The sequence below is a fragment of the Desulfothermus okinawensis JCM 13304 genome (assembly GCF_054654515.1).
Genome location: NZ_BAAIEW010000020.1, coordinates 18,855 through 38,243 on the forward strand (window position 1 = coordinate 18,855; position 19,389 = coordinate 38,243).

Here is a 19,389-nt window from a genome sequence, read left to right on the forward strand (position 1 = left end):
TTATTGTTTCCTTTCTGTTGGACAAGGAGCTTCCTGGATACATTTAATAAGCTCTTGTTTGGAAATAATCAGACTTCTTTTAAGTTCCTGTTTCTTTTTCTCAGGTAGGGTGGAAAAATATTTTTTTTCTAATATCCTATCTAGATTATCCATCTCTATTTGAATTTTTTTTATTTTTCTCTGGAAATCACCATTGGAAATCCATATTTTACCAATTAGTTCTGTAAGTTCTCTGATTTCACTGGTTAATTTTTTTAATTGTTCAGGGGTGAGCTTAGGTGCTTTAGGTGCTGTTTTATTCTTTTTTAAAAATTTAAAAAAGTTTTTTACATTAAACATACTACATGCCTTTTATTTTCATTGCCATGGGCAGTGATAGTATGAATATTATTATAACTGGGATTAACATTGCTATTGCTACTTTAAGCCCAGATGTTTTGTGAACATATTTGTAACCCAAAAAATTACATACACTAGACCATATTATACCAATAATTGGGCCCAGGAATGGAAATATGCTCATGACCATAGGTGCAGAAGAATAGCACAATACTTTGAATGTCCCCTTAAATCCCCTTGAACCGTCTTTTACTAATAACAGGCATAGGTGGTTTATTCCTGCTGCCATAAATAATAGTATTGTTAGTAGAACTGGATATAGAAGGAGCCAGAGCAAAGATGCCATGCCGTGAAGCCCCAGGTTTAAAAAGTCCATTTCATGGGCTGGATTGGACATACCGATTCCAGCTATAGACCATATCATCCTAAAGGCAGTATAGAATTCAGAAATGAGTAGATAGAATATAAGGGGTCTTGTATATCCACCCCTGGTGGACATGGATTTAAAAAATTCTTTTGGACTAAGGCATACCATTTTTATTGTATCAAAAAAACCAGCAAAAAAACCTTTTTGTTCGAGCTCCTCCCATGGAATGGAAAAGGTTTTCCTTGTATATCCTGTGTCTTCTTCCCCTTGTTCAAGCTCTGATAGGTCATATTTTTCGTTTTCATAGTTGAGTTTTTCAAGGCTTTCCCATAGATCTTTGGATTCTTGCGTATCTTGAGCACCATCTATATTGGGTTCACTTCCATTTTCTTCTTCAATGGTCCTGAATCTAAATTTGTGTTTACATTTTGGGCAGGTGGCAATTTGTGCATTTTTTGGTATTTTGTCTTCAGGAATATCCTTGGAAAATCCGCATTGTGGACATGTTATTTCCATTTTAAGGTTCCTTTTTTTATAATTGACAATTTTTAATTGAAGATAAAAAATAAAATTAACTGGGTCAAGTTTTGAATATTTCTGTCATAAATATTTAAATAAGTATATTGGGAACCCACTATGTCACCACTTATAGACTATTCAAACATTATCAACCTGGTGCAAAGGGAATTGGCCAAAAGATACGATTTAGATAAAAGCATAATAAATGTACCAGGAAAGTCCATTGCGTGTAAAGTTGATGAAAATTACTATATGATGTTGCATCCATCTTTTATTGAATATCTATGTAAGCTCTGTGGAATCCTACCAAACTCCCTAACACAAACACTGATAAAAACAGGAAATTTGATTGCGGATCCAGTGACAAGGGATTTTTATCGTCTGGTAGAAGTGAGATGGACCGCTAACATGGCACCAATCAAGGTGAAGGCAGGATTTGTTTTAAGTAGCCTGATTGACAACAGTATTAGATTTTATAGCAAAACTATTAAGAAAAGTTTAGATGTGTCAGATCTAAAGATATCTCTTAGGTCAAAATCAAATATTCAGTCCCTTTTTGTGAACAAGACACCACTTAATTCAACTGTTTTTTTTGATTAGGATCTTGGTGAAAGGCAATTAATTTTATATCGTTTTTTTTAAGAGCCATGATGTAAGGTGAAATTTTTTGTTTAAAGAGGGCGAGCTCGTCTTTTGGTAGTGGCTTTAGGGGGGTTGATTTGATTTTTAATGGATTTATATATTTGCCATAGTGCTTTACCCTAAAGTCCAGATGGGGACCAGTTGCATATCCAGTGGCTCCAACATATCCAATCACGTCACCCTGAAATACCCTTTTACCCACCCTTAGTCCTCTAGCAAATTTGCACATGTGGTTGTATATGGTAACATATCCATTGGGATGCCTGATTTTTACATAATTTCCAGCAGCCCTGTCATGGGCCTTTTTTATTACTATTCCGTCGGCAACTGTCTTTATTGGTGTGCCCCTTGGAGCCGCATAATCCACCCCTAGATGTGGCCTCACTATTTTTAGAATGGGATGGTATCTATGGTATGAAAATCTGGATGATATTCTGGTAAATTTCAGGGGGGCCTTTAAAAAGGATTTTCTAAGTGGTATGCCATTTTCATTAAAATAGTCTGTTCTCCCAGAGCTGGTAGTGTATAAAAATGCATTATATACTGTCCCCTGATTTATAAATTGAGCAGCCAGTATCTTTCCATAACCTTTAAACCTACCTTTTCTGTATCTCTTTTCTACAATAATCTTAAATGAATCACCTACCCTTACATCTCTAATAAAGTCTATATCCCATGCAAAGATTTCTGATAATTTTAATGCCAGAAAATCTCCTTCCCCTGTTTTTTCCACTGCTTCAAAAAGGCTGGATTCAATTGTTCCCTGCACTATGGTTGGTTTAATGTAATATTTTATACGTAATTTTTCTATATTAAAATCACCATTTTTTATATTAACTTTAATTTTTTCTGTAGCATTTATTTCATATTCAAAGGAGATAAGATTGTTATCCTTCAGATATAGGGTGTATGGCTGGCCCACAACTAGTCTGTTTAAGGGATAAATTTCCTTTGCTTTTTTTGTTAAATATATTATATCAGATACATTAAGGTAATTTTTTAGAATTGAGACCAGATTTTCTCCTGTTTTAACTCTATTTTTAATTGATTTTATTTTTGGTTTGCCAAGATTATTGGAGGGTAGTGTTGCAGTTTGTAAATCAAGTTTTTTATTTTTCTGGTAATTCGGTGTGCGTACATTTTCCTTTGTGGAAAAGTCTATAAAATACAGCACTAGAAACGTCAGAAAGGTTAAAAATCCAATTGTAATTGTAAATAATTTTTTCTTTTTACCGGCAACTATCTTTTTTCTATTCAGGTTGTAGTAGATATATTTATCCATAATTTTTACTGTGTAAGGTTGACTAATTTTTATATTTTTATAACTAAATAATTTCAAATTAAAAGTCAATTTTTGATAGAGGAATTGACTAGTCGTCTTAGTAGTAAAGATTGACATAGAGGTTGCCGCATGATTAAGTGAATTTTTATATGGGTATAGACATAACATGAAAAAAAATAAGGGAGCAAAAGATATGTTTAGGGAGGGAGGGGTCAACGTGTCTGAATCCCGAGAAAAGGGCATTGATAGACGTAGGACTTTAAGGATAAGGTACTCTGGTCTAAAAAGATTGGGCCTAGATGATTTAGAAAAGCCTTCTATTAAATTTGCTGAAACCAAGGATGAGCTAGAACAGGCATTTGCTCTGGTGTATCAAGTGTATTCAGAAAAAAAGTATATAACAGACCCAAAGGAGCACAAACTATATTTTTCCATATATTCTCTCTTGCCTGAGACTGTACATATTATAGCTAAGAGGTATTTAACAGTAATATCCACATTAACTGAGATTTTTGATACAGAAGACTTTGGTCTGCCAATGGATGTGATATACAAAGATGAGCTAGATGAGTTAAGGGAAAAAAATCGCAACGTGGTGGAATTATCAGCCTTGGCAACACCTAGGGAATATAGGTGGAAGAATATTTTTTTATATCAAGTTCAGGTTATGTATTGGTATTCACTTTATAAAGGTGTTGACGATATATGTATTGCAGTAAATCCCAGGCATGTTAGATATTATATGAATTTATTCCCGTTTGAAAAGTTGGGGGAAGAAAAGATGTATCCAAGGGTTAATGCTCCTGCAATAGGTCTACGTGGCAGAGTTGAAGACTCTATCGAGGAAATGATAGAGATATTTCAGGCATTGGATATGGAAACTCCACTGGATTACTATTTTTACTTAATGACAGGGTCAAGGCCAATAAAAGCCTCTTCCATATTTAGACATGATTTAGAGAAGGTAAAACCTAGGCCTAAACAGATTACTGCAGATACAATTGCATATTTTTTGGAAAAAGATCCCTCAATAAAAGAGAAGCTTACACCAAGGCAAAGGGAAAAGTTATTGTCTGCATATAAGGGTCTGGATAGAAAAGGAGTTTTATAATGGTGAAGATAAAAACTTTACTTTTATTGCTTCTGCTTTTTTTCGTTGCCTTTGTTTGTTATGGGCAAGAACTAACTGGTAGGGAGCTGGCTAAGAAGATACACGATAGATATCTAGGAGATAATTCCAGGGCCGTTGTCTCTATGATATTAATAGATAAAAGGGGAAGAAAAAGGGAAAGGAAGTTTGTAAGTGTATTCATGGAAAAAGACTCCATTAGAAAGAATTTTATGAGATTTTTGGAGCCCCAAGACATCGCTGGTACAGGTTTTTTGTCAATTGAAGATAAGGACGGTAAAACCACCCAATATTTATATCTGCCCTCACTCAGACGCTCTAGGAGGATAGTCTCATCACAAAAGGGCAGTTCCTTTGTAAATAGTGATTTTACTTATGAAGATATGGAAAGACGAAGTGTAGATGAATTTGAACACAAAATCGTTGGAAAGGAAAAAATAGACCATAAAGTCTGTTATATTTTGGAGTCTACTCCAAAGCCAGGTACCAACACAAAGTATTCATTGATTAGGAGTTATGTACCAGAAAATATTTATTTAAGTATAAAGACAGAATTTTATGATAAACACAATGAATTATTTAAAATATTAAACGTAGAAAAATTGGAAAAGATTCAGGGTATATGGACTCCCATGGTCATGGTCATGGAGAATTTAAAGCGAAAACATAAGACCATATTGAAAGTTGAGGATATAAAGTACAACATAGCGGGGATTGGAGATGATATCTTCACAAAGAGAAATCTGGAGAACTGGTAATTTATTTTTACTGACACTAATTTTTGTATTTATTTTGCAAAGTATATGTGTTGCTGGTAACAGTTATACATTAAATAAAAAAGATTTTTCCCTTTATAAAGATTTCAAAGACAATTTATCCATATCAGGTATAATAAAATCAACATTTGCAAATCAATTTGACTATGATAAATTTGAAGACAATAGATATGCAAACCCCCTTGTTAGGACAAGCCTAAAATATGATCTCTCTCCAAGGGACCAACTATTTGTTTTATCAAGAAGAAAATCCTATATTAAGTTATCCCTTCAGTGGAATCTGCTGTATATAGATAACGTAGATGATACACGGGATGAAGACTTTGGTTTATATGAAGGCTATTTGGTGTTAAACAAAGGGCCATTTAGATTTAGGATAGGAAAGCAGATTATTAGATGGGGAAAGACCGATGAAATAAGTCCTGTGGACAATGTAAATTCTCAAGATCTCAGGCTTTTTATTATCCCAACTTATGAAGATAGAAAGATCCCAAATTGGATAGCAGATGTTGAATTTTTTAAAAAAAATATACGCATCGAGGGGGTGATTATTCCCTTTGTGGAACCAGATGAGGTCTATTTTTTTGACAGAAACTTTTCTGTATTTAAACAGCTAAAAATGAGCTCCAAGTACTATTTAGATAGATATCCACTTAATCCAGTAATGACGGCATATCTTAAAAATTACGTTAATAATCTCCAGGTGGATAAGGATATTCCCTCAAAATCCCTAAAAAATATTCAAGCAGGCGCAAGGGTTGGGTTTACCTTTGACAGGGTAGATTTGGCATTTAGTTATTTGAACAATTTTGATCAAAGTCCTTATATAAAGTATTTCCCTGTATCTGGGCTTAGGATAAAAGAAGATTTTTCTGGAGAAAATCTACTTTCTCAACTACCTCTTTTGAAGATGGAGGAAAAGGATATTCGAGCAACATATATTCGTAGAAATATATTTGGTTTTGAATTTGAAGGAGGTGCTGGAGATTTTGGTATAAGGGGAGAGGCTGCTTATTTTGACAAAACTGGTTATTTAACTGAGACTTTAACTTCCATTCATAGGGAAAGCTTGTGGTATGTAGTGGGTATAGATTACAATGGAGAAAATGATCTATATTTAAATGTTCAGTTTTCTCATAATCATATTTTTAATTATAAAGATGAAATTCTTTATTTTAAAGAGGACAATGTGTCCTTACTTGGGGAGTTATCTAAAGGTTTTTTTGCAGGGGACTGGAAAGTAGGTGTTAAATCTTCATATTTTCTTTCAGATTATTCATATTTAATAAATCCATATATTGAATGTAAAGCCATTCCCAATTTTCATATTGAAGTTGGGAGTTTTTTCTTTGGTGGTGATAATGATACATTGCTAGGTCAATATGATTTAATGGACCAATTCTACATAAAACTTAAGTACTACTTTTAGCAAGGTTGTTTAAGAAAGATAATATGGACATATCACTGAAATATCCCCGTCTGTTTCTTGTAATATGTTTCATTGTTTTATCTTTTTTTTCTTCATACCTACCAAAGGTAAAGACTGTAAATAACGTTGATTATTTTGATTTAAAGGATAATTCTGCCAGAAAGTTTTATGATAAATTTAGAAAGACCTTTGGAAGCGATGAATTTTTTGTAATAGCCTTTAAAGACGAGCATTTATTTACCCCTAACAAACTCAATATCTTAAAGAAACTAACTGAGGATCTAGAGTCCATCAAATTGGCAAAAGATGTAATATCACTTGCCAATGTGGATGATATAAAAGGCGGTGAGGATTTTTTTGAAGTAAGGGATTTTTTAGAAAAAATACCAAATTCTGTTAAAGAATGTGAAAAGTTAAAAAAAGAGGCTATACAAAATCCCCTATATAGGGATAATTTGATATCAAAAGATGGATCTACAACTGCTATAGTAGTTGTTACTTATATAAGACACGATGATCCAGACTACAGGGAAAAATTGTTAAAACGAGTGGATAAGGTCCTTGATAAATACTCTAAGTATTTTTCCTTTCATATGGCTGGTTGGACAATTACTGATTTTGCTTTAAGTCAATATATGAAAAGGGATTTAAAGGTATTTATACCCATTACATATATCCTGGTGCTTTTTGTTATATGGATTTTTTTTAGAAAGCCATATCTTGTACTCATCGCAGTTATAAATATTTCTGCATGTATGATGTCCACTATGGGGCTTTTTGGTTTAACTGGAACTTACCTTCACAATGTTACTTCTATAGTTCCTCCTCTTATTATGTCCATGTCCCTGGCAGATACTGTCCACATCTTTTCCCATTTGGACTCAACCCTTTTTCAGACCATGTCCAAGATAGATGCTCTAAAACACATAATAAGACGACTATTTCTCCCTTGTTTTTTAACCACCCTTACAACAGCAGTGGGATTCTTATCCCTAATTAGCAGCGAGTTATCTCCCATAAGGGATTTTGCATTGATGTCATCTGGTGGAATGGTATTTGAATTTTTTTATGCATTTATGTTTATTCCCCCTATACTAATATATTCTCCCAGTAGATGGGTCTTTAGGGATTTTTCAAAAAAAGATGATTTTATAAATAGGTTTGTAGAAAAAATTTATAGATTGACCAGTAGCCATGGAATGAAGCTATTAATTTTATTTTTGGTTATTTGTATATTTTCCTTATGGGGTGCATCTAAAGTTAGGGTTGAGACAGATCTAAATAAATTTTTTATGCCATCAACAAAGGAATATAAGGACCTAATGTTTGTGGAAAAAAATCTATCAGGTACAGGTTCTTTAGATGTATATTTAAAAACAGATATAGATGGATTTAAAGATCCCAAAAAACTCTATTTTATAGAGAAATTACAAGATTTTATAAATAAAATTCATGGTGTTGATAAAGTCATTAGCTTAAATGACTATTTGAAAGAAATGAATAAATCCTTTCACAACGAAGATCCAAAATGGTATAAAATACCTGATTCAAGAAATATGATATCTCAGTATCTACTGCTTTTTGATATATCAACCCTAGATGATTTTGTAACAGAGTCATTTGATGAAACAAGATTGTCCATTAGATTATCAGAACATGCATCATCAAAACAAAAGATCATTATTCAAAAAATAGAAAATTTTTTAAAAAAGTATACTCCCCATGATATTACCGCCAGGGTTACTGGTAGGGCCCTACAACAGGTGATAATAATAGATGCATTGGTAAACAGTCAGATAAAGAGCCTATTATATGCAGGTATAACCATAGGTTTAATTATGATTCTGGTTTTAAGGTCTTTGTCTATTGGCCTTATAAGCTTGATCCCCAATATTTTCCCTATCCTTTTGAATTTCGCAATTATGGGTCTTTTTGGAATTACTTTGAATACAGCTACTTCTCTTATCTCTGCAGTTGCCATAGGAATAGCCGTAGATGACACAATTCATTTTTTGTCAGAATATTTAAAATTAAGAAAAAAAGAAAATTTGTCTTCTCAAAATTCTGTATATGAAACAATAAAAAATAAAGGCAGGGCAATTATTAGTTCATCTATAATTTTATTTTTTGGATTTGCAGTACTTATTACAAGTAAATTCCATCCCACCTTTGATTTTGGATTGCTTACATCTATAATTATGTTAACGGCTTTAATAGGTGATTTGATATTGCTTCCATGTATATTGATGATAAGAAAGGACTAAAATAGGAGAGATATTTTATGATAGAGAATATAAAAGAATCATTAAAGGAATGTGGTATATCTAGTAAAGAAGAATATATAAACAATGCCTTTTCAAGAACAATTGGTATTCTCTCAGAAAAAGAAATAATGACACTTTCAAATAGTAGGGTTGCAATACCTGGGATGGGTGGAGTTGGTGGGATTCATTTAATTACTTTAACCAGGCTAGGAGTTGGTAAATTCAATCTAGCTGATTTTGATAGATTCGATGTTGTAAACATCAATAGACAATATGGTGCCAAAGTATCTAATTTTGGGAAACCAAAGATAGAGTGCATGGCAGAAGAGGCCCTGGATATAAATCCCTATTTAGAAATAACTCTTTACAAAGATGGGCTTTCCAAGGAGAACATAGATAATTTTTTAAATGGTGTAGACGTGGTTGTGGATGGTCTGGATTTTTTTGAGTTTGACATAAGAAGGGAGCTGTTTAATAGGGCAAGGGATAAAGGAATATATGTCATAACAGCAGCACCTCTTGGTTTTGGGTCTGCAGTTTTGGTTTTTTCTCCAGATAGAGGTATGTCCTTTGATGAGTACTTTGATGTTTATGATGGTATGCCTGAGATAGAGAAATACATAAATTTTGCCCTTGGCCTTGCACCAAAAGGTCTTCATATAAAATACATTGATAAAAATAAAGTTGATTTAAAGGAAAAAAAAGGGCCATCAACAATTGTTGCGTGTAATATGTGCGCTGCAATGGCAGGGGTGGAAGTTGTTAAGATTCTGCTAAACAGGGGAAAGATTAGGCCTGTACCATATTACCACCAATTTGATCCATATAGGGGGAAATTTGTAAAGGGATATTTAATTGGAGGTAATAGGAATTATATTCAACAACTAAAAAAGATTGTGGTCAAAAGGTTTATTTTAAAAATGGAAATAGATGAGGGTGAAATAAAAGTCCCCCAGGTTCCGGATCAAAATGAGGTGAAATCTTTTTCACAAGGACTAGTTAATTATTTAATTGGAGCTGGTATATGCGCTCCATCTGGAGACAATGCACAACCCTGGAAATTTAAGGCCCAGGAAAAAAAGATTTTTGTCTACTTAGATGATCAAAGGGACAAATCTTTTTTTAATGTGGATCAAATAGCATCTATTATCTCCTGTGGTGCTGTAATTGAGAATATGAAAATCGCAGCCAGTTCTTTGAATATAATGCCTAAAGTTGAGCTTCTTCCATATGTTGATAATTCTAATTTAATGGGAGTCTTGGATTTTAAAAATGCAGTTAAATGTGAAAAAGACCCTTTAAGTGAATTTATATGGATAAGACATACAAATAGAAAATTTTATAAAAGGATTCAAATTGAGGATTCAGTATTAAATTCAATAAGAGAACAGGGAGAGAAAATTGATGGAGCAAAGGTCAAATTAATTTGCGATCGTTCAAAAATAAAGAATATAGCTAAGATAGTGTATAATGTGGATAAGATCAGGGTAGAATTCCGCCCCCTTCATGAGCATTTGATGGAAATGATAAGATTTAATCAGCGGGAAATGTATAGCACCAGAGATGGACTTCCATTAAAGAACCTGGAAGCAGGAGTGGCTGGGGAAATATTTTTGAGAATAACAAAACCATGGGCGGTTATGGAATTATTTAACAAATTAGGGATTGGGAAATTAGTTGCATATCACTCATATAGAGCTCTTATATCTTCCTCAGCTGTGGGGCTTATAATAGTGTCAGGAAACAGTAGGAAATCGTTTTTAAAAGGCGGAATGTCCATGCAAAGGGTGTGGCTTGAGAGTTGTAAAAATGGCCTTCACTTCCAGCCAATGACTGCAATTACCCTTTTTTGGGAAAGATGGAAAAGAGAAAAGAATAGTTTTCTTGATAGACATAGAGAGATGTTAGCACAAATTTGGCCTCAATATGAACATCTTTTTGAGCTAGATTTAAGGGCTAATGAGTCTCATATTATGCTCTTTAGGTTGGGATATGCAAAATCAGATGTAAAGGTGAGAACCCTTAGAAGGAATATAAATCAAAAAATTTTATATTAGTGCTTCAGACTATAGTTGGGTAGATATTGTAGCCTATGATCATATTGAAGCAGCCTTTAACATATTGGCATATCATCTAATTTTGTATTTCAATGAGCCAAGGGTTCCATGGATGGAATATTTTACACGAGATTTATTATTAAATGGAAATGAGATGAGGTCTTTTTTTATATTTTTTAGATTTAAATTTATTGAACCAGTTAGTGAGATTATAGAATCCATAATATTTTTTTTGAGATATATATTCCCCCTTCCATCCAAAATAAAATAAGGAGATGTTAGTTTTAATTTACTTATATTAATTTTAGTAGATTTTATATCTCCATCTATCCTATCCACTGTAATTGGGATTTCCCTTTTTAAACCATATGCATCCACCAACACTCTAATGCCTTTGAGATTTCCCTGTAAAGTATAGGTGTTTTGTTTGCCCTTTTTTAATTTAATTAATCCCTGTATCTTCCCTTTTATAAAAATATTGCTGTTATATATGGGTATGGAAGCTATTTTTAGTCCATATAAATCTACATATATATCTTTCATAACAGGTTTGTGAAAAAGATTATCAAGAAATATCCTAGATTTTATTATTTTATCATTTGGAGCATACAAATATATATTGAATGCCCCAATTTTTAATAGATCTGGATTAATACTTACATAAATATTTTTTTCTGTATTTATATATTTTATTGAATTATCAATATCTGTATATATATTAAATCTAAGTGGGAATTTATATTTTATAGATTTAACTTTTATATGGCCTGAAGTATATCCTTGTAAGAAATAGTTTATATAGGTAGTCAAAGTGTCATATGGAAAGGTGTATAAGAAACAAATAATAGTGAATAGGAAAAAATAAAGAAATAATGTAATTGCTAGTATAAATTTTTTCATGACAGTTAAGATATGGTTTTAGATTTTAAAAGAATACGAAGAGTTATTGTAGCTTGTTCACCATTTTTTCTCACAATATTTAATCTGGTTATGTGTATTTGATTAATTTTATGTAATCTTTCTAAAAAACTAACTGCTTCCTTTAATCCAAGACCTTCTAATTTAATGTCCACAAATTGCTCGTTGTTTTTGTTATCCAGCCTTCTAGTAGATGGGACAATTGATATAAGATTTTCCTCTATGCCTGTTTGTTTTAATATTTTTTGAACAATACTAACCAAGCTATCAGATCCAATGTCCTTGGAACTGGTTCTAAATCCATTATGTATTAATGACCTATAGGTATTTTCTAATAATGTAATTTTTCCTAATTTTTCGTAAAGCATTTTGCTTTCATGTTCCATGTGTGTTATTTTTTTGTGTAATGGGAGGTATATAATTAGAAGAAATAAAACAAATAATACAAAAATAAAAATGAACTGAAATTTAAAAATATCCTGTTTGGCTACTGAGTTTATATTCATTACTTTTCTATCTCCACAATAAAATGAACGCTCTTTTTATTTTTATCCCAATTAGCCTGTTTTAAAGAGACCTTATAGTTGGCGTGTTTATTAATATTTTTTCTAAAACTAGTTAATGTATCCAGAGAATCGGTTTTGCCTTTTAATATCACCTTATTTACATTAAAGGAAAATTCTTCAATAATTAAATTTATATTGTCTGGTTTGTATAATGAAATATCTCTAAGTACAAGAAGGGGATCCATACCCTTATAAGTGGTCTTTTCTGTATTTTGCAACTCATTTATTTTACCTCTAAATACACTTAAGATTTGTTCAATTGTAAGTTCTCTGTTTATTTCTGGAAAGTTTCTTTTAAAAATCAGTTGAATTTTTTTTCTAATTTCCTGGTCAAATTTGTTTATAAAATAGATTTTTGTTCCAAGATAAGTTGATATAAATATAAAAACCATGATTATTGGAACTAGATAGTAGAGAAAGGTTTTATTTAGTAAAATTTCCTTTAATGTTACATACCCTTTTTTGTCAAAGTCAATTATCTTGTCCTTGTGTTTCTTTATGTAGAGGGAAAGTAAACAAATGATGTGTGATGAGGAGGAAAAATCAATATTACCTGTGAGTTTTATATCTTTTTCTATTAACGTGGCAGGTTCTATTACTTTATACTTTTTTATTGAGTTAAATCTTGATATTAATTCATCATCTATATAACTTGATGGTATAACAATTAAATTAATTTCCTCTTGTTTTAATCCTATATAATCCCTTATAAAATTTTCTATAATTTCAATTTTTTTATTGGTATTGGTAATATTTTTTAAGTTGGAGTAGAATTTGTGGTATTTAAATGTATCTTTGTCTTTTAGTATTAAAGTTAGGTAGTCCCCATCTTCATACAGACATACTGCACTGTTTAATTCGATTGAATTTAATGAGCTAATGATGCACTGAATATCCAGTGTAAATGTAGAAATTGTATTTGAATTTTTTGTTGAGAATTTATTAAAAATTCCCTCAATAAAGGATTTTTGTCCACCAATTCCCAATACATTAGATTTGTTTTTTGATTTATCTAAAAAAATAAAATCATATATGAGATTGTTCTCCTTAATTGGAAGTTCTGGGCCCATTTCAAGGTATATGGCCTGTTTTATATTATCAATGTTTTTAAAGGGAAAGCTAAGTTCCCTTGTTATGAAATAGTTGCTGGATAAAATGGTTATAAATTCAGCTATATTTCCAAAATTTTCCTGGCACAATTCTGTCACATTAGTTTGATCATTGTCAATTGACCATTCTAATTCGTTTATTGCCTTGTAGTAGTTTTTTTCTTGTTCCATTAAAATGGATACAACATTTCCATCTGATCTAATATAACTAATTAGAATTTTTTTCATATTAATATTCTGTTTGAAAAATGGTTTTTATTTTTGAATTTTTCCTTTTTACAAACCTTATTATTGTGCAGTTATATGATCCAGCAATTCCTGTAGATATTATTTTAAAATAGGTACTTTTGGTAGTAAGTATATTGTACGGTATATCTATATCTTTGTATTCTAGATTATTCTTTTTTATCCAATTAATGTTACATAAAGCTTCCTTATAAAAGGGATCAGATCTTTTCTTTAAAATATTATTAATGTATTCATTTATCTTATCTAAATCAATATCATTTAAGATAAGGGATTTGAGTACAAACTTTTTACATGTATTAATGTTAATTTTCCCATCATCAGAATATACTGTAAACAGGTCTTTTAAGCCTGGTTTGTCTGCATTACCATAGTATATTGTACTATTAACAGATGGTAAAAGGAGCATCTCCCCCAGTGTTTCAAAGGTACCATTTTTAGATGTATATTGTCTATCATTATAATATGGATTTATAACTTCAACTTCTTCTAAAGGATATTTTTTAGGGTTTATCCAATTTTTAATCTCCTTTATTATATTTTCAGACATATTCTCTGTCATACCTAATTCATCCATAAGCAAATTTTTGACTACTTTAGCATAGGTTTTCCCCTTTTGTTTATCAACCATATAATTTATAGGTATTTTTGATTGCTCATCTTCAATTTTTATATCTAAATATTCAGGACCTATATCTTCTGGTAGATATTCCTGGGAGGCATACAAATTATTCCAGATATCCAATAGGGTATCACAATCTGATTTTGTCTTTTCCTTATCAAAAATAAGTACTGCTTCTCCAAAATTAATGCCTGATATGGCCCTATGTTTTGCAATAAAAAATTCTCTAAGCATCTGAGTTGTATTTAGTTCTATATCTGCCACTTTTACCATTTGGTATAACACAATTATTAAAATAAAGATTATGATTAATACAGATATTAGAACAATGCCACTATTATGTTTCATTTGATACTATAGAAAATAGATGCTTTAATTTATGTGTTTTACCCTTTAAATTAAATGAAATTTCCAGCAAAATGGCATAAGGTGTAGTTTTCATATCATCCATATCCCAATAATCGTACTTAGACCCATTTTTATCAAAAAAAAATATATTTAAATTCTCTATATAATCTGCAACCTTAATTTTCATAGGGCTATTTTTAATTTCATCTATACTACCAAAGGGTATTTCTGATCTAATCAAGGAGTAATCCTCACCCTCTTCATTTTTTTTTAGATAATATTCAACTTTATTTATAGAGTAGCTATCTGGTCTGTTAATCAATGAGTTGGTTGTATAGAGTGTAAGTAATCTGGACCCATTGTAAGCTTCATTTTTTCCCGTGATTTTGAATTTGCCCATCTCCTTTTTGTCCATATAGATGGATGAGACATCCCTATCAAGTAATATGGTGAGCATGTTATCCATATTTATTAGAGTAGTCTCAGTATCAATAGACTTTGAAAAATCCATTATATTAATAAATGATATATAGAGACCAACCAGAAGTATTGAACAGATAGCAAGGGATACTAAAATTTCTATTAATGTAAATCCCTTGTATTTACATTTTTGCTTTGTATTCATATAACTCTAATAACTTGTAATCACTTTGTTTGTTATTTACAACAATAGATGTCCTTACAATATTGTAGAGACCAATATCATCTTCAATATAACTCCATACATAGTCTTTCTCATCTACATCTCCTGAAAAGGAGTACACATTCGTTTCAATGGATTTAAATTTATTGAACTCTGATTCACTGAAATGTATTAAATAATTCATATCATTACATTTTACTATTGTATCACTTATACTATTTATTGATTCAAAAATAGCTAAAATTCCTATAGCAATTATGGCCATTGAAACTATGACTTCTATTAAGGTAAATCCTTTCATATCAACTGTTATATATAATTTTGTTTTGAAGCAAAAAAGGTGCAACTTCTATTATAATATTATTATGTCCTTCTTTTTGTAGGAAAATCTTTAAAGGGCTTATATAACCAAAATTAGATATTACGACCTTTACTTGTCCATTAAATATATCTTTGTTTTGATATTCTATTCTCATTTCTATGTCATTGGGTATATTTATTTTTTTTTCTCTTACTTTATTATCTAACCCTGGTGTGGATATTCTATTTTTTGTTATGTCAAAGAGTATATATGTATCCTTTTTTTTTAAAATACAATTAGTTCTTGTTTGCTCAATAAAGAGGGATATATCCCTTGCAGCCTTTGATATATTGGACTCAGCAAAAGATTCCAATACCTTTGGGAGTCCCAGTCCCAGAAATAGGGAGATTATAACCAGTACTATGATAATTTCTATTAAGGTAAATCCAGACCTATTCCAATTCATAACTTTTAATATCTGCGTCAAAACCTTCTCCACCCTCTTTTCCATCTGCTCCATAGGATATTATTTCAAAGTCAGCGTGTTCTCCAGGGCATATATAGATATAGTCATTTCCCCAGGGGTCCTTTGGAATCTTTGACAAATAACCCCTTTCAGGATAATTTTTGGGGATGCGTCCAATTACTGGTTTTTTTACCAGGGCATCTAATCCTTGCTCAGTGGAAGGATAGAATCCATTATCCATCTTAAATTTCTTAAGTGCCATGGACAGGTTCTGTATCTGTAGTTTGGCCTTTACTACCCTGGCCTTATCTGGCTCATTCATTATCCGCGGAACAATGAGCCCTGCAAGTATTCCCAAAATAACAATAACAATCATAATTTCTATTAATGTAAATCCCCTTTGACCTGATCTCATAATAATAATTCCTCCTTATAATTTATCTTACCAACTTACTCATCTCAAATATTGGCAGTAGAATTGATATTACTACAAATCCCACAATTCCCCCCAACATGAGTATAAGTATAGGTTCAAGCAGGGAAGTAGCAATGGTTAATCTGGAACTAATTTCCTTTTCCAATCTATCTCCAATTTTTAGTAAAAGTTCATCAAGCCTGCCTGATTCCTCACCTGCACTTATCATCTGTATAAGGTGTGAAGGAAATAGAATACTATTTTCCATTGAACTTTTTAGATCTTTACCCTGGCTTACATCTTCAATGATTCTGTCAATTGAATGTTGATATATTGTATTTTGGGATATACCTTTAACTATTTTTAATGAATTAATAAGCGTAATTCCATTTTTTAATAGCATGCCCAATATATTAGAAAAACGTGCTAATATTATTTTTTTATATATATCTCCAATTATCCAGATGGAGAATAAATATTTATCTATTTTTGCCCTAAATTTGGTTCTCAGGTATATAAATCTAAACAAAAGTATTATTGAGATAATAAAAAGAACCATAATTATCCAGAATGACCTAAAAAAAGAACTAATAAATAATAGTATCCTGGTGGGCAGTGGCAATACCTGATTGAGCTCTCCGAAGATCATTGTTATCTTTGGCACAACAAAACTAAGTAAAAAGATAACCACCATAATGCCAACCACAAGGATAAACATTGGATATACTGTAGCTGTAATTATTTTCCTCTTAAAATCAGCAGAGTTTTCAAGTAAATTTGCAATTTCCTCAAGTACTATGTCCAGGGAACCCGATGATTCTCCAGCCTCTATCATGGCAATAATGGAGGGTGGAAAGAGCTTTGGGAATTTTGACGCTGCCCTGGCAAAGGACATGCCCCCTTTTATGTCTTCCAGGATTTGCATCATGGATTTTCTCAAATAGCTATTTTTTATCTGGGAAATAGTGGATTTTAAAGACAAGTCCAGGGTAAGTCCTGAAGAGAGTAGGGTAGATAGGTGTCTCATGGAATAGACAAACTCTGTACCACCCCTTTTTGAAAAAATCCCCTTAAAAAAGAAAGATTTTTTGCCTCCTGTCTGTTTTGTCTCCTCCCCATTTGTCCTGTATATTGCAGTTGGATAAAGACCTTCACCTTTAATATAATCCCTGGCCACCTTTAGATTAGATGCACTTATCACCCCTTTTTTGACCCTACCTCTTTTATCTATTGCTCTGTATTCATACAGGGGCATACTTAGATCCTGCTGACCCGGATAACCTCGTTTAAAGAGGTTTTACCCTTTAAAAGTAGATTTTCTATTGCATATTCTTTTAAGGTTTTCATACCTAACTTTCGTGCCTTTTGAGAGATAATATTACTATCATATGTGGTGAGGAGGAGGGACCTGATCTCTTTTGTCATAGTCAATACTTCAAAAACACCAGTCCTCCCTTTAAATCCAGTCTTTATACACTCATCACACCCAACGGGTCTAAATAACCTGACACCTTTTTGTTCATTTAGTCCAATTTGTTGGAATTCTTCTGGAGGAGGAGAATACTCTTGTTTGCAGTTTTCACACAATGTCCTGATTAATCTTTGTGCTATAATTGCCCTCACTGCAGAGGAGACCAAAAATGGCTCAATGCCCATATCCACTAGCCTTGTTATTGCAGAGGGGGCATCATTGGTGTGCAGGGTAGATAGCACAAGGTGACCAGTTAAGGCTGCCTGGATAGCTATTTTTGCTGTTTCACTGTCCCTTATCTCCCCCACTAAAATTACGTCAGGGTCCTGCCTCACCATGGTCCTAAGTCCCCTGGCAAATGTCAGTCCAATCTTTGGATTTACCTGGGTCTGACTGATTCCATTTATCTGATATTCAATTGGGTCCTCTATAGTGAGGATGTTTTTATCAGGGGTGTTTATTTCCTGAAGGGCAGCATATAAGGTTGTGGTCTTTCCGCTCCCTGTTGGCCCTGTTACCAGGATTATTCCATGTGTGATTGTTATTAGGTCCCTAATGTGGGCAAGTAGTTCTTTATTTAATCCTATTTCATCTAGACCAAGTAATCTTTTTCCTTTTTCAAGTAGCCTTAAGACCACCCTTTCTCCAAAGGCAGTGGGCATGGTAGAAACCCTGAGATCAACTGTCCTGTCGCCTACCTTTATTTCTATTCTACCGTCCTGGGGCAGCCTTTTTTCAGCGATATTTAACTTTGCCATGACCTTTATTCTTGAAATAACAAGTGGATGAAGCTTTTGAGAGAGTTTTAGCTGATTATATAGTACACCATCTAACCTGTACCTTACGCTGGTATATGTCTTAAATGGTTCAAAATGAACATCACTTGCACCAAATCTAACTGCCTGGGTGAGTATTTGATTTACCAGCCTGACTATTGGTGCCTGGTCGTAGTCTTCTAGGAGGTCAGCTGTCTCCTCAAGTTCCCTTAAAATGTCCACAGGATCCTCTTGAACAATGTTCTCAAGGGTGTTTTCAAGGTTTTCTTCCAGTTCTCCATAGATGTAATTTATTGTATTCAAAATCTCATTTGATTCACACAATATTGGAACAATCTGTTTATTAAAAAGTGCAGACAAGTCAGTTAATGGTTCATGGTTGAAAGGATCACTTATATATACTTTTATGTAGGAGTTATCTTCAATTAAAAAAATAGGATATTTTTTTAAATATTGGATGGGGATTTTTTTAATGATATCCTTGGCATTATCTTTATCCTCAATTTCTTCTACGTAATCTATATCCAATAAAAATGACATTATCTTCAAGTATTCTCTCTCTGATATCTCCTCTTCTTTGTAGAGGTGCTTTACTTGAGAGATTATTTTATTTAAATCGCTCCAATTAATATCTGTTTGATTTTCAATTATCTTTTTTCTGTGCAAGATTTCAAATGAATAATTTACATAACCCATGCTAAAGC

At 32.3% G+C, this 19,389-nt stretch carries 19 protein-coding genes; 6 read left to right on the forward strand and 13 right to left on the reverse strand.

What is annotated here, in order from left to right; all coding sequences use genetic code 11:
* Together ACYQ0O_RS08705 and ACYQ0O_RS08710 are read right to left on the reverse strand one after the other, a co-directional pair.
* Positions 1-339, reverse strand: coding sequence for a hypothetical protein (locus ACYQ0O_RS08705; protein ID WP_459892166.1), 339 nt, complete (start codon positions 337-339; stop codon positions 1-3).
* 1 nt (position 340) lies between these two features.
* On the reverse strand, positions 341-1,222 hold the full coding sequence (locus ACYQ0O_RS08710; RefSeq protein WP_459892168.1) for a YIP1 family protein: 882 nt from the start codon (positions 1,220-1,222) through the stop codon (positions 341-343).
* A 120-nt stretch (positions 1,223-1,342) separates the two neighbouring features.
* On the opposite strand from ACYQ0O_RS08710, the gene ACYQ0O_RS08715 reads away from it, so the two are divergent.
* Positions 1,343-1,825 carry a hypothetical protein gene (locus ACYQ0O_RS08715; protein ID WP_075069649.1) on the forward strand — a complete coding sequence of 161 codons (483 nt, stop codon included), beginning with the start codon at positions 1,343-1,345 and terminating at the stop codon, positions 1,823-1,825.
* On the opposite strand, the gene ACYQ0O_RS08720 is transcribed toward ACYQ0O_RS08715, so the two are convergent.
* Positions 1,800-3,149: a M23 family metallopeptidase gene (locus ACYQ0O_RS08720; protein WP_459892170.1), complete on the reverse strand. Its 1,350-nt coding sequence runs from the start codon at positions 3,147-3,149 to the stop codon at positions 1,800-1,802. The two genes, ACYQ0O_RS08715 and ACYQ0O_RS08720, sit on opposite strands and share 26 nt — an antisense overlap.
* 217 nt (positions 3,150-3,366) lie before the next feature.
* Between ACYQ0O_RS08720 and ACYQ0O_RS08725 the strand changes: the two genes are divergently transcribed.
* Genes ACYQ0O_RS08725 through ACYQ0O_RS08745 form a run of 5 tightly spaced genes read left to right on the forward strand, consistent with a single transcriptional unit; the run spans position 3,367 to position 10,804 of the window.
* Positions 3,367-4,260, forward strand: a complete 894-nt coding sequence (locus ACYQ0O_RS08725; RefSeq protein ID WP_459892172.1) for an N-acyl amino acid synthase FeeM domain-containing protein — start codon at positions 3,367-3,369, stop codon at positions 4,258-4,260.
* Positions 4,260-5,036 carry an outer membrane lipoprotein-sorting protein gene (locus ACYQ0O_RS08730; protein ID WP_459892174.1) on the forward strand — a complete coding sequence of 259 codons (777 nt, stop codon included), beginning with the start codon at positions 4,260-4,262 and terminating at the stop codon, positions 5,034-5,036. The genes ACYQ0O_RS08725 and ACYQ0O_RS08730 overlap by 1 nt, the downstream gene beginning before the upstream one ends.
* Positions 4,999-6,483, forward strand: coding sequence for a DUF1302 family protein (locus ACYQ0O_RS08735; protein ID WP_459892176.1), 1,485 nt, complete (start codon positions 4,999-5,001; stop codon positions 6,481-6,483). The genes ACYQ0O_RS08730 and ACYQ0O_RS08735 overlap by 38 nt, the downstream gene beginning before the upstream one ends.
* 23 nt (positions 6,484-6,506) lie before the next feature.
* Positions 6,507-8,747: an efflux RND transporter permease subunit gene (locus ACYQ0O_RS08740; RefSeq protein WP_459892178.1), complete on the forward strand. Its 2,241-nt coding sequence runs from the start codon at positions 6,507-6,509 to the stop codon at positions 8,745-8,747.
* A gap of 17 nt (positions 8,748-8,764) precedes the next feature.
* A complete protein-coding gene (locus ACYQ0O_RS08745; protein ID WP_459892180.1) occupies positions 8,765-10,804 on the forward strand; it encodes a ThiF family adenylyltransferase in 2,040 nt (679 codons plus the stop codon).
* Between the two features lie 72 nt (positions 10,805-10,876).
* Here the strand turns inward: ACYQ0O_RS08745 and ACYQ0O_RS08750 are convergent, their stop codons facing one another.
* From ACYQ0O_RS08750 to gspE, 10 genes are all read right to left on the reverse strand, one after another.
* Positions 10,877-11,704 (reverse strand): hypothetical protein, encoded by an 828-nt coding sequence (locus ACYQ0O_RS08750; RefSeq protein WP_459892182.1) that lies wholly within the window; start codon positions 11,702-11,704, stop codon positions 10,877-10,879.
* 5 nt (positions 11,705-11,709) lie between these two features.
* A complete protein-coding gene (locus ACYQ0O_RS08755) occupies positions 11,710-12,090 on the reverse strand; it encodes a hypothetical protein (RefSeq protein ID WP_459892184.1) in 381 nt (126 codons plus the stop codon).
* 137 nt (positions 12,091-12,227) lie between these two features.
* On the reverse strand, positions 12,228-13,625 hold the full coding sequence (locus tag ACYQ0O_RS08760; RefSeq protein ID WP_459892186.1) for a hypothetical protein: 1,398 nt from the start codon (positions 13,623-13,625) through the stop codon (positions 12,228-12,230).
* Position 13,626: 1 nt separating this feature from the next.
* Positions 13,627-14,613, reverse strand: coding sequence for a hypothetical protein (locus tag ACYQ0O_RS08765; RefSeq protein WP_459892188.1), 987 nt, complete (start codon positions 14,611-14,613; stop codon positions 13,627-13,629).
* Complete coding sequence (locus ACYQ0O_RS08770; RefSeq protein ID WP_459892190.1) at positions 14,603-15,238, reverse strand: PulJ/GspJ family protein; 636 nt, start codon at positions 15,236-15,238, stop codon at positions 14,603-14,605. Before ACYQ0O_RS08770 ends, ACYQ0O_RS08765 begins: the two co-directional genes overlap by 11 nt.
* Positions 15,216-15,557 carry a prepilin-type N-terminal cleavage/methylation domain-containing protein gene (locus ACYQ0O_RS08775; RefSeq protein WP_459892192.1) on the reverse strand — a complete coding sequence of 114 codons (342 nt, stop codon included), beginning with the start codon at positions 15,555-15,557 and terminating at the stop codon, positions 15,216-15,218. The genes ACYQ0O_RS08770 and ACYQ0O_RS08775 overlap by 23 nt, the downstream gene beginning before the upstream one ends.
* 1 nt (position 15,558) lies before the next feature.
* A complete protein-coding gene (locus ACYQ0O_RS08780; protein WP_459892194.1) occupies positions 15,559-16,044 on the reverse strand; it encodes a prepilin-type N-terminal cleavage/methylation domain-containing protein in 486 nt (161 codons plus the stop codon).
* Positions 16,010-16,438, reverse strand: a complete 429-nt coding sequence (gene gspG / locus ACYQ0O_RS08785) for a type II secretion system major pseudopilin GspG (RefSeq protein ID WP_075069790.1) — start codon at positions 16,436-16,438, stop codon at positions 16,010-16,012. Before gspG ends, ACYQ0O_RS08780 begins: the two co-directional genes overlap by 35 nt.
* A 22-nt stretch (positions 16,439-16,460) precedes the next feature.
* Entirely contained in the window at positions 16,461-17,693 is a 1,233-nt protein-coding gene (locus ACYQ0O_RS08790) for a type II secretion system F family protein (RefSeq protein ID WP_459892196.1), read from the reverse strand.
* Positions 17,694-17,695: 2 nt separating this feature from the next.
* Positions 17,696-19,381, reverse strand: a complete 1,686-nt coding sequence (gspE, locus tag ACYQ0O_RS08795) for a type II secretion system ATPase GspE (protein WP_459892199.1) — start codon at positions 19,379-19,381, stop codon at positions 17,696-17,698.
* Positions 19,382-19,389 lie beyond the last annotated feature (8 nt).

Coding starts and splice junctions, on each gene's coding strand:
- ACYQ0O_RS08705 (WP_459892166.1), bottom strand. CDS start 339: ATGTTTAATGTAAAAAACTTTTTTAAATTTTTAAAAAAGAATAAAACA.
- ACYQ0O_RS08710 (WP_459892168.1), bottom strand. CDS start 1,222: ATGGAAATAACATGTCCACAATGCGGATTTTCCAAGGATATTCCTGAA.
- ACYQ0O_RS08715 (WP_075069649.1), top strand. CDS start 1,343: ATGTCACCACTTATAGACTATTCAAACATTATCAACCTGGTGCAAAGG.
- ACYQ0O_RS08720 (WP_459892170.1), bottom strand. CDS start 3,149: ATGGATAAATATATCTACTACAACCTGAATAGAAAAAAGATAGTTGCC.
- ACYQ0O_RS08730 (WP_459892174.1), top strand. CDS start 4,260: ATGGTGAAGATAAAAACTTTACTTTTATTGCTTCTGCTTTTTTTCGTT.
- ACYQ0O_RS08735 (WP_459892176.1), top strand. CDS start 4,999: ATGATATCTTCACAAAGAGAAATCTGGAGAACTGGTAATTTATTTTTA.
- ACYQ0O_RS08740 (WP_459892178.1), top strand. CDS start 6,507: ATGGACATATCACTGAAATATCCCCGTCTGTTTCTTGTAATATGTTTC.
- ACYQ0O_RS08745 (WP_459892180.1), top strand. CDS start 8,765: ATGATAGAGAATATAAAAGAATCATTAAAGGAATGTGGTATATCTAGT.
- ACYQ0O_RS08750 (WP_459892182.1), bottom strand. CDS start 11,704: ATGAAAAAATTTATACTAGCAATTACATTATTTCTTTATTTTTTCCTA.
- ACYQ0O_RS08755 (WP_459892184.1), bottom strand. CDS start 12,090: ATGCTTTACGAAAAATTAGGAAAAATTACATTATTAGAAAATACCTAT.
- ACYQ0O_RS08760 (WP_459892186.1), bottom strand. CDS start 13,625: ATGAAAAAAATTCTAATTAGTTATATTAGATCAGATGGAAATGTTGTA.
- ACYQ0O_RS08765 (WP_459892188.1), bottom strand. CDS start 14,613: ATGAAACATAATAGTGGCATTGTTCTAATATCTGTATTAATCATAATC.
- ACYQ0O_RS08770 (WP_459892190.1), bottom strand. CDS start 15,238: ATGAATACAAAGCAAAAATGTAAATACAAGGGATTTACATTAATAGAA.
- ACYQ0O_RS08775 (WP_459892192.1), bottom strand. CDS start 15,557: ATGAAAGGATTTACCTTAATAGAAGTCATAGTTTCAATGGCCATAATT.
- gspG (WP_075069790.1), bottom strand. CDS start 16,438: ATGAGATCAGGTCAAAGGGGATTTACATTAATAGAAATTATGATTGTT.
- ACYQ0O_RS08790 (WP_459892196.1), bottom strand. CDS start 17,693: ATGCCCCTGTATGAATACAGAGCAATAGATAAAAGAGGTAGGGTCAAA.
- gspE (WP_459892199.1), bottom strand. CDS start 19,381: ATGGGTTATGTAAATTATTCATTTGAAATCTTGCACAGAAAAAAGATA.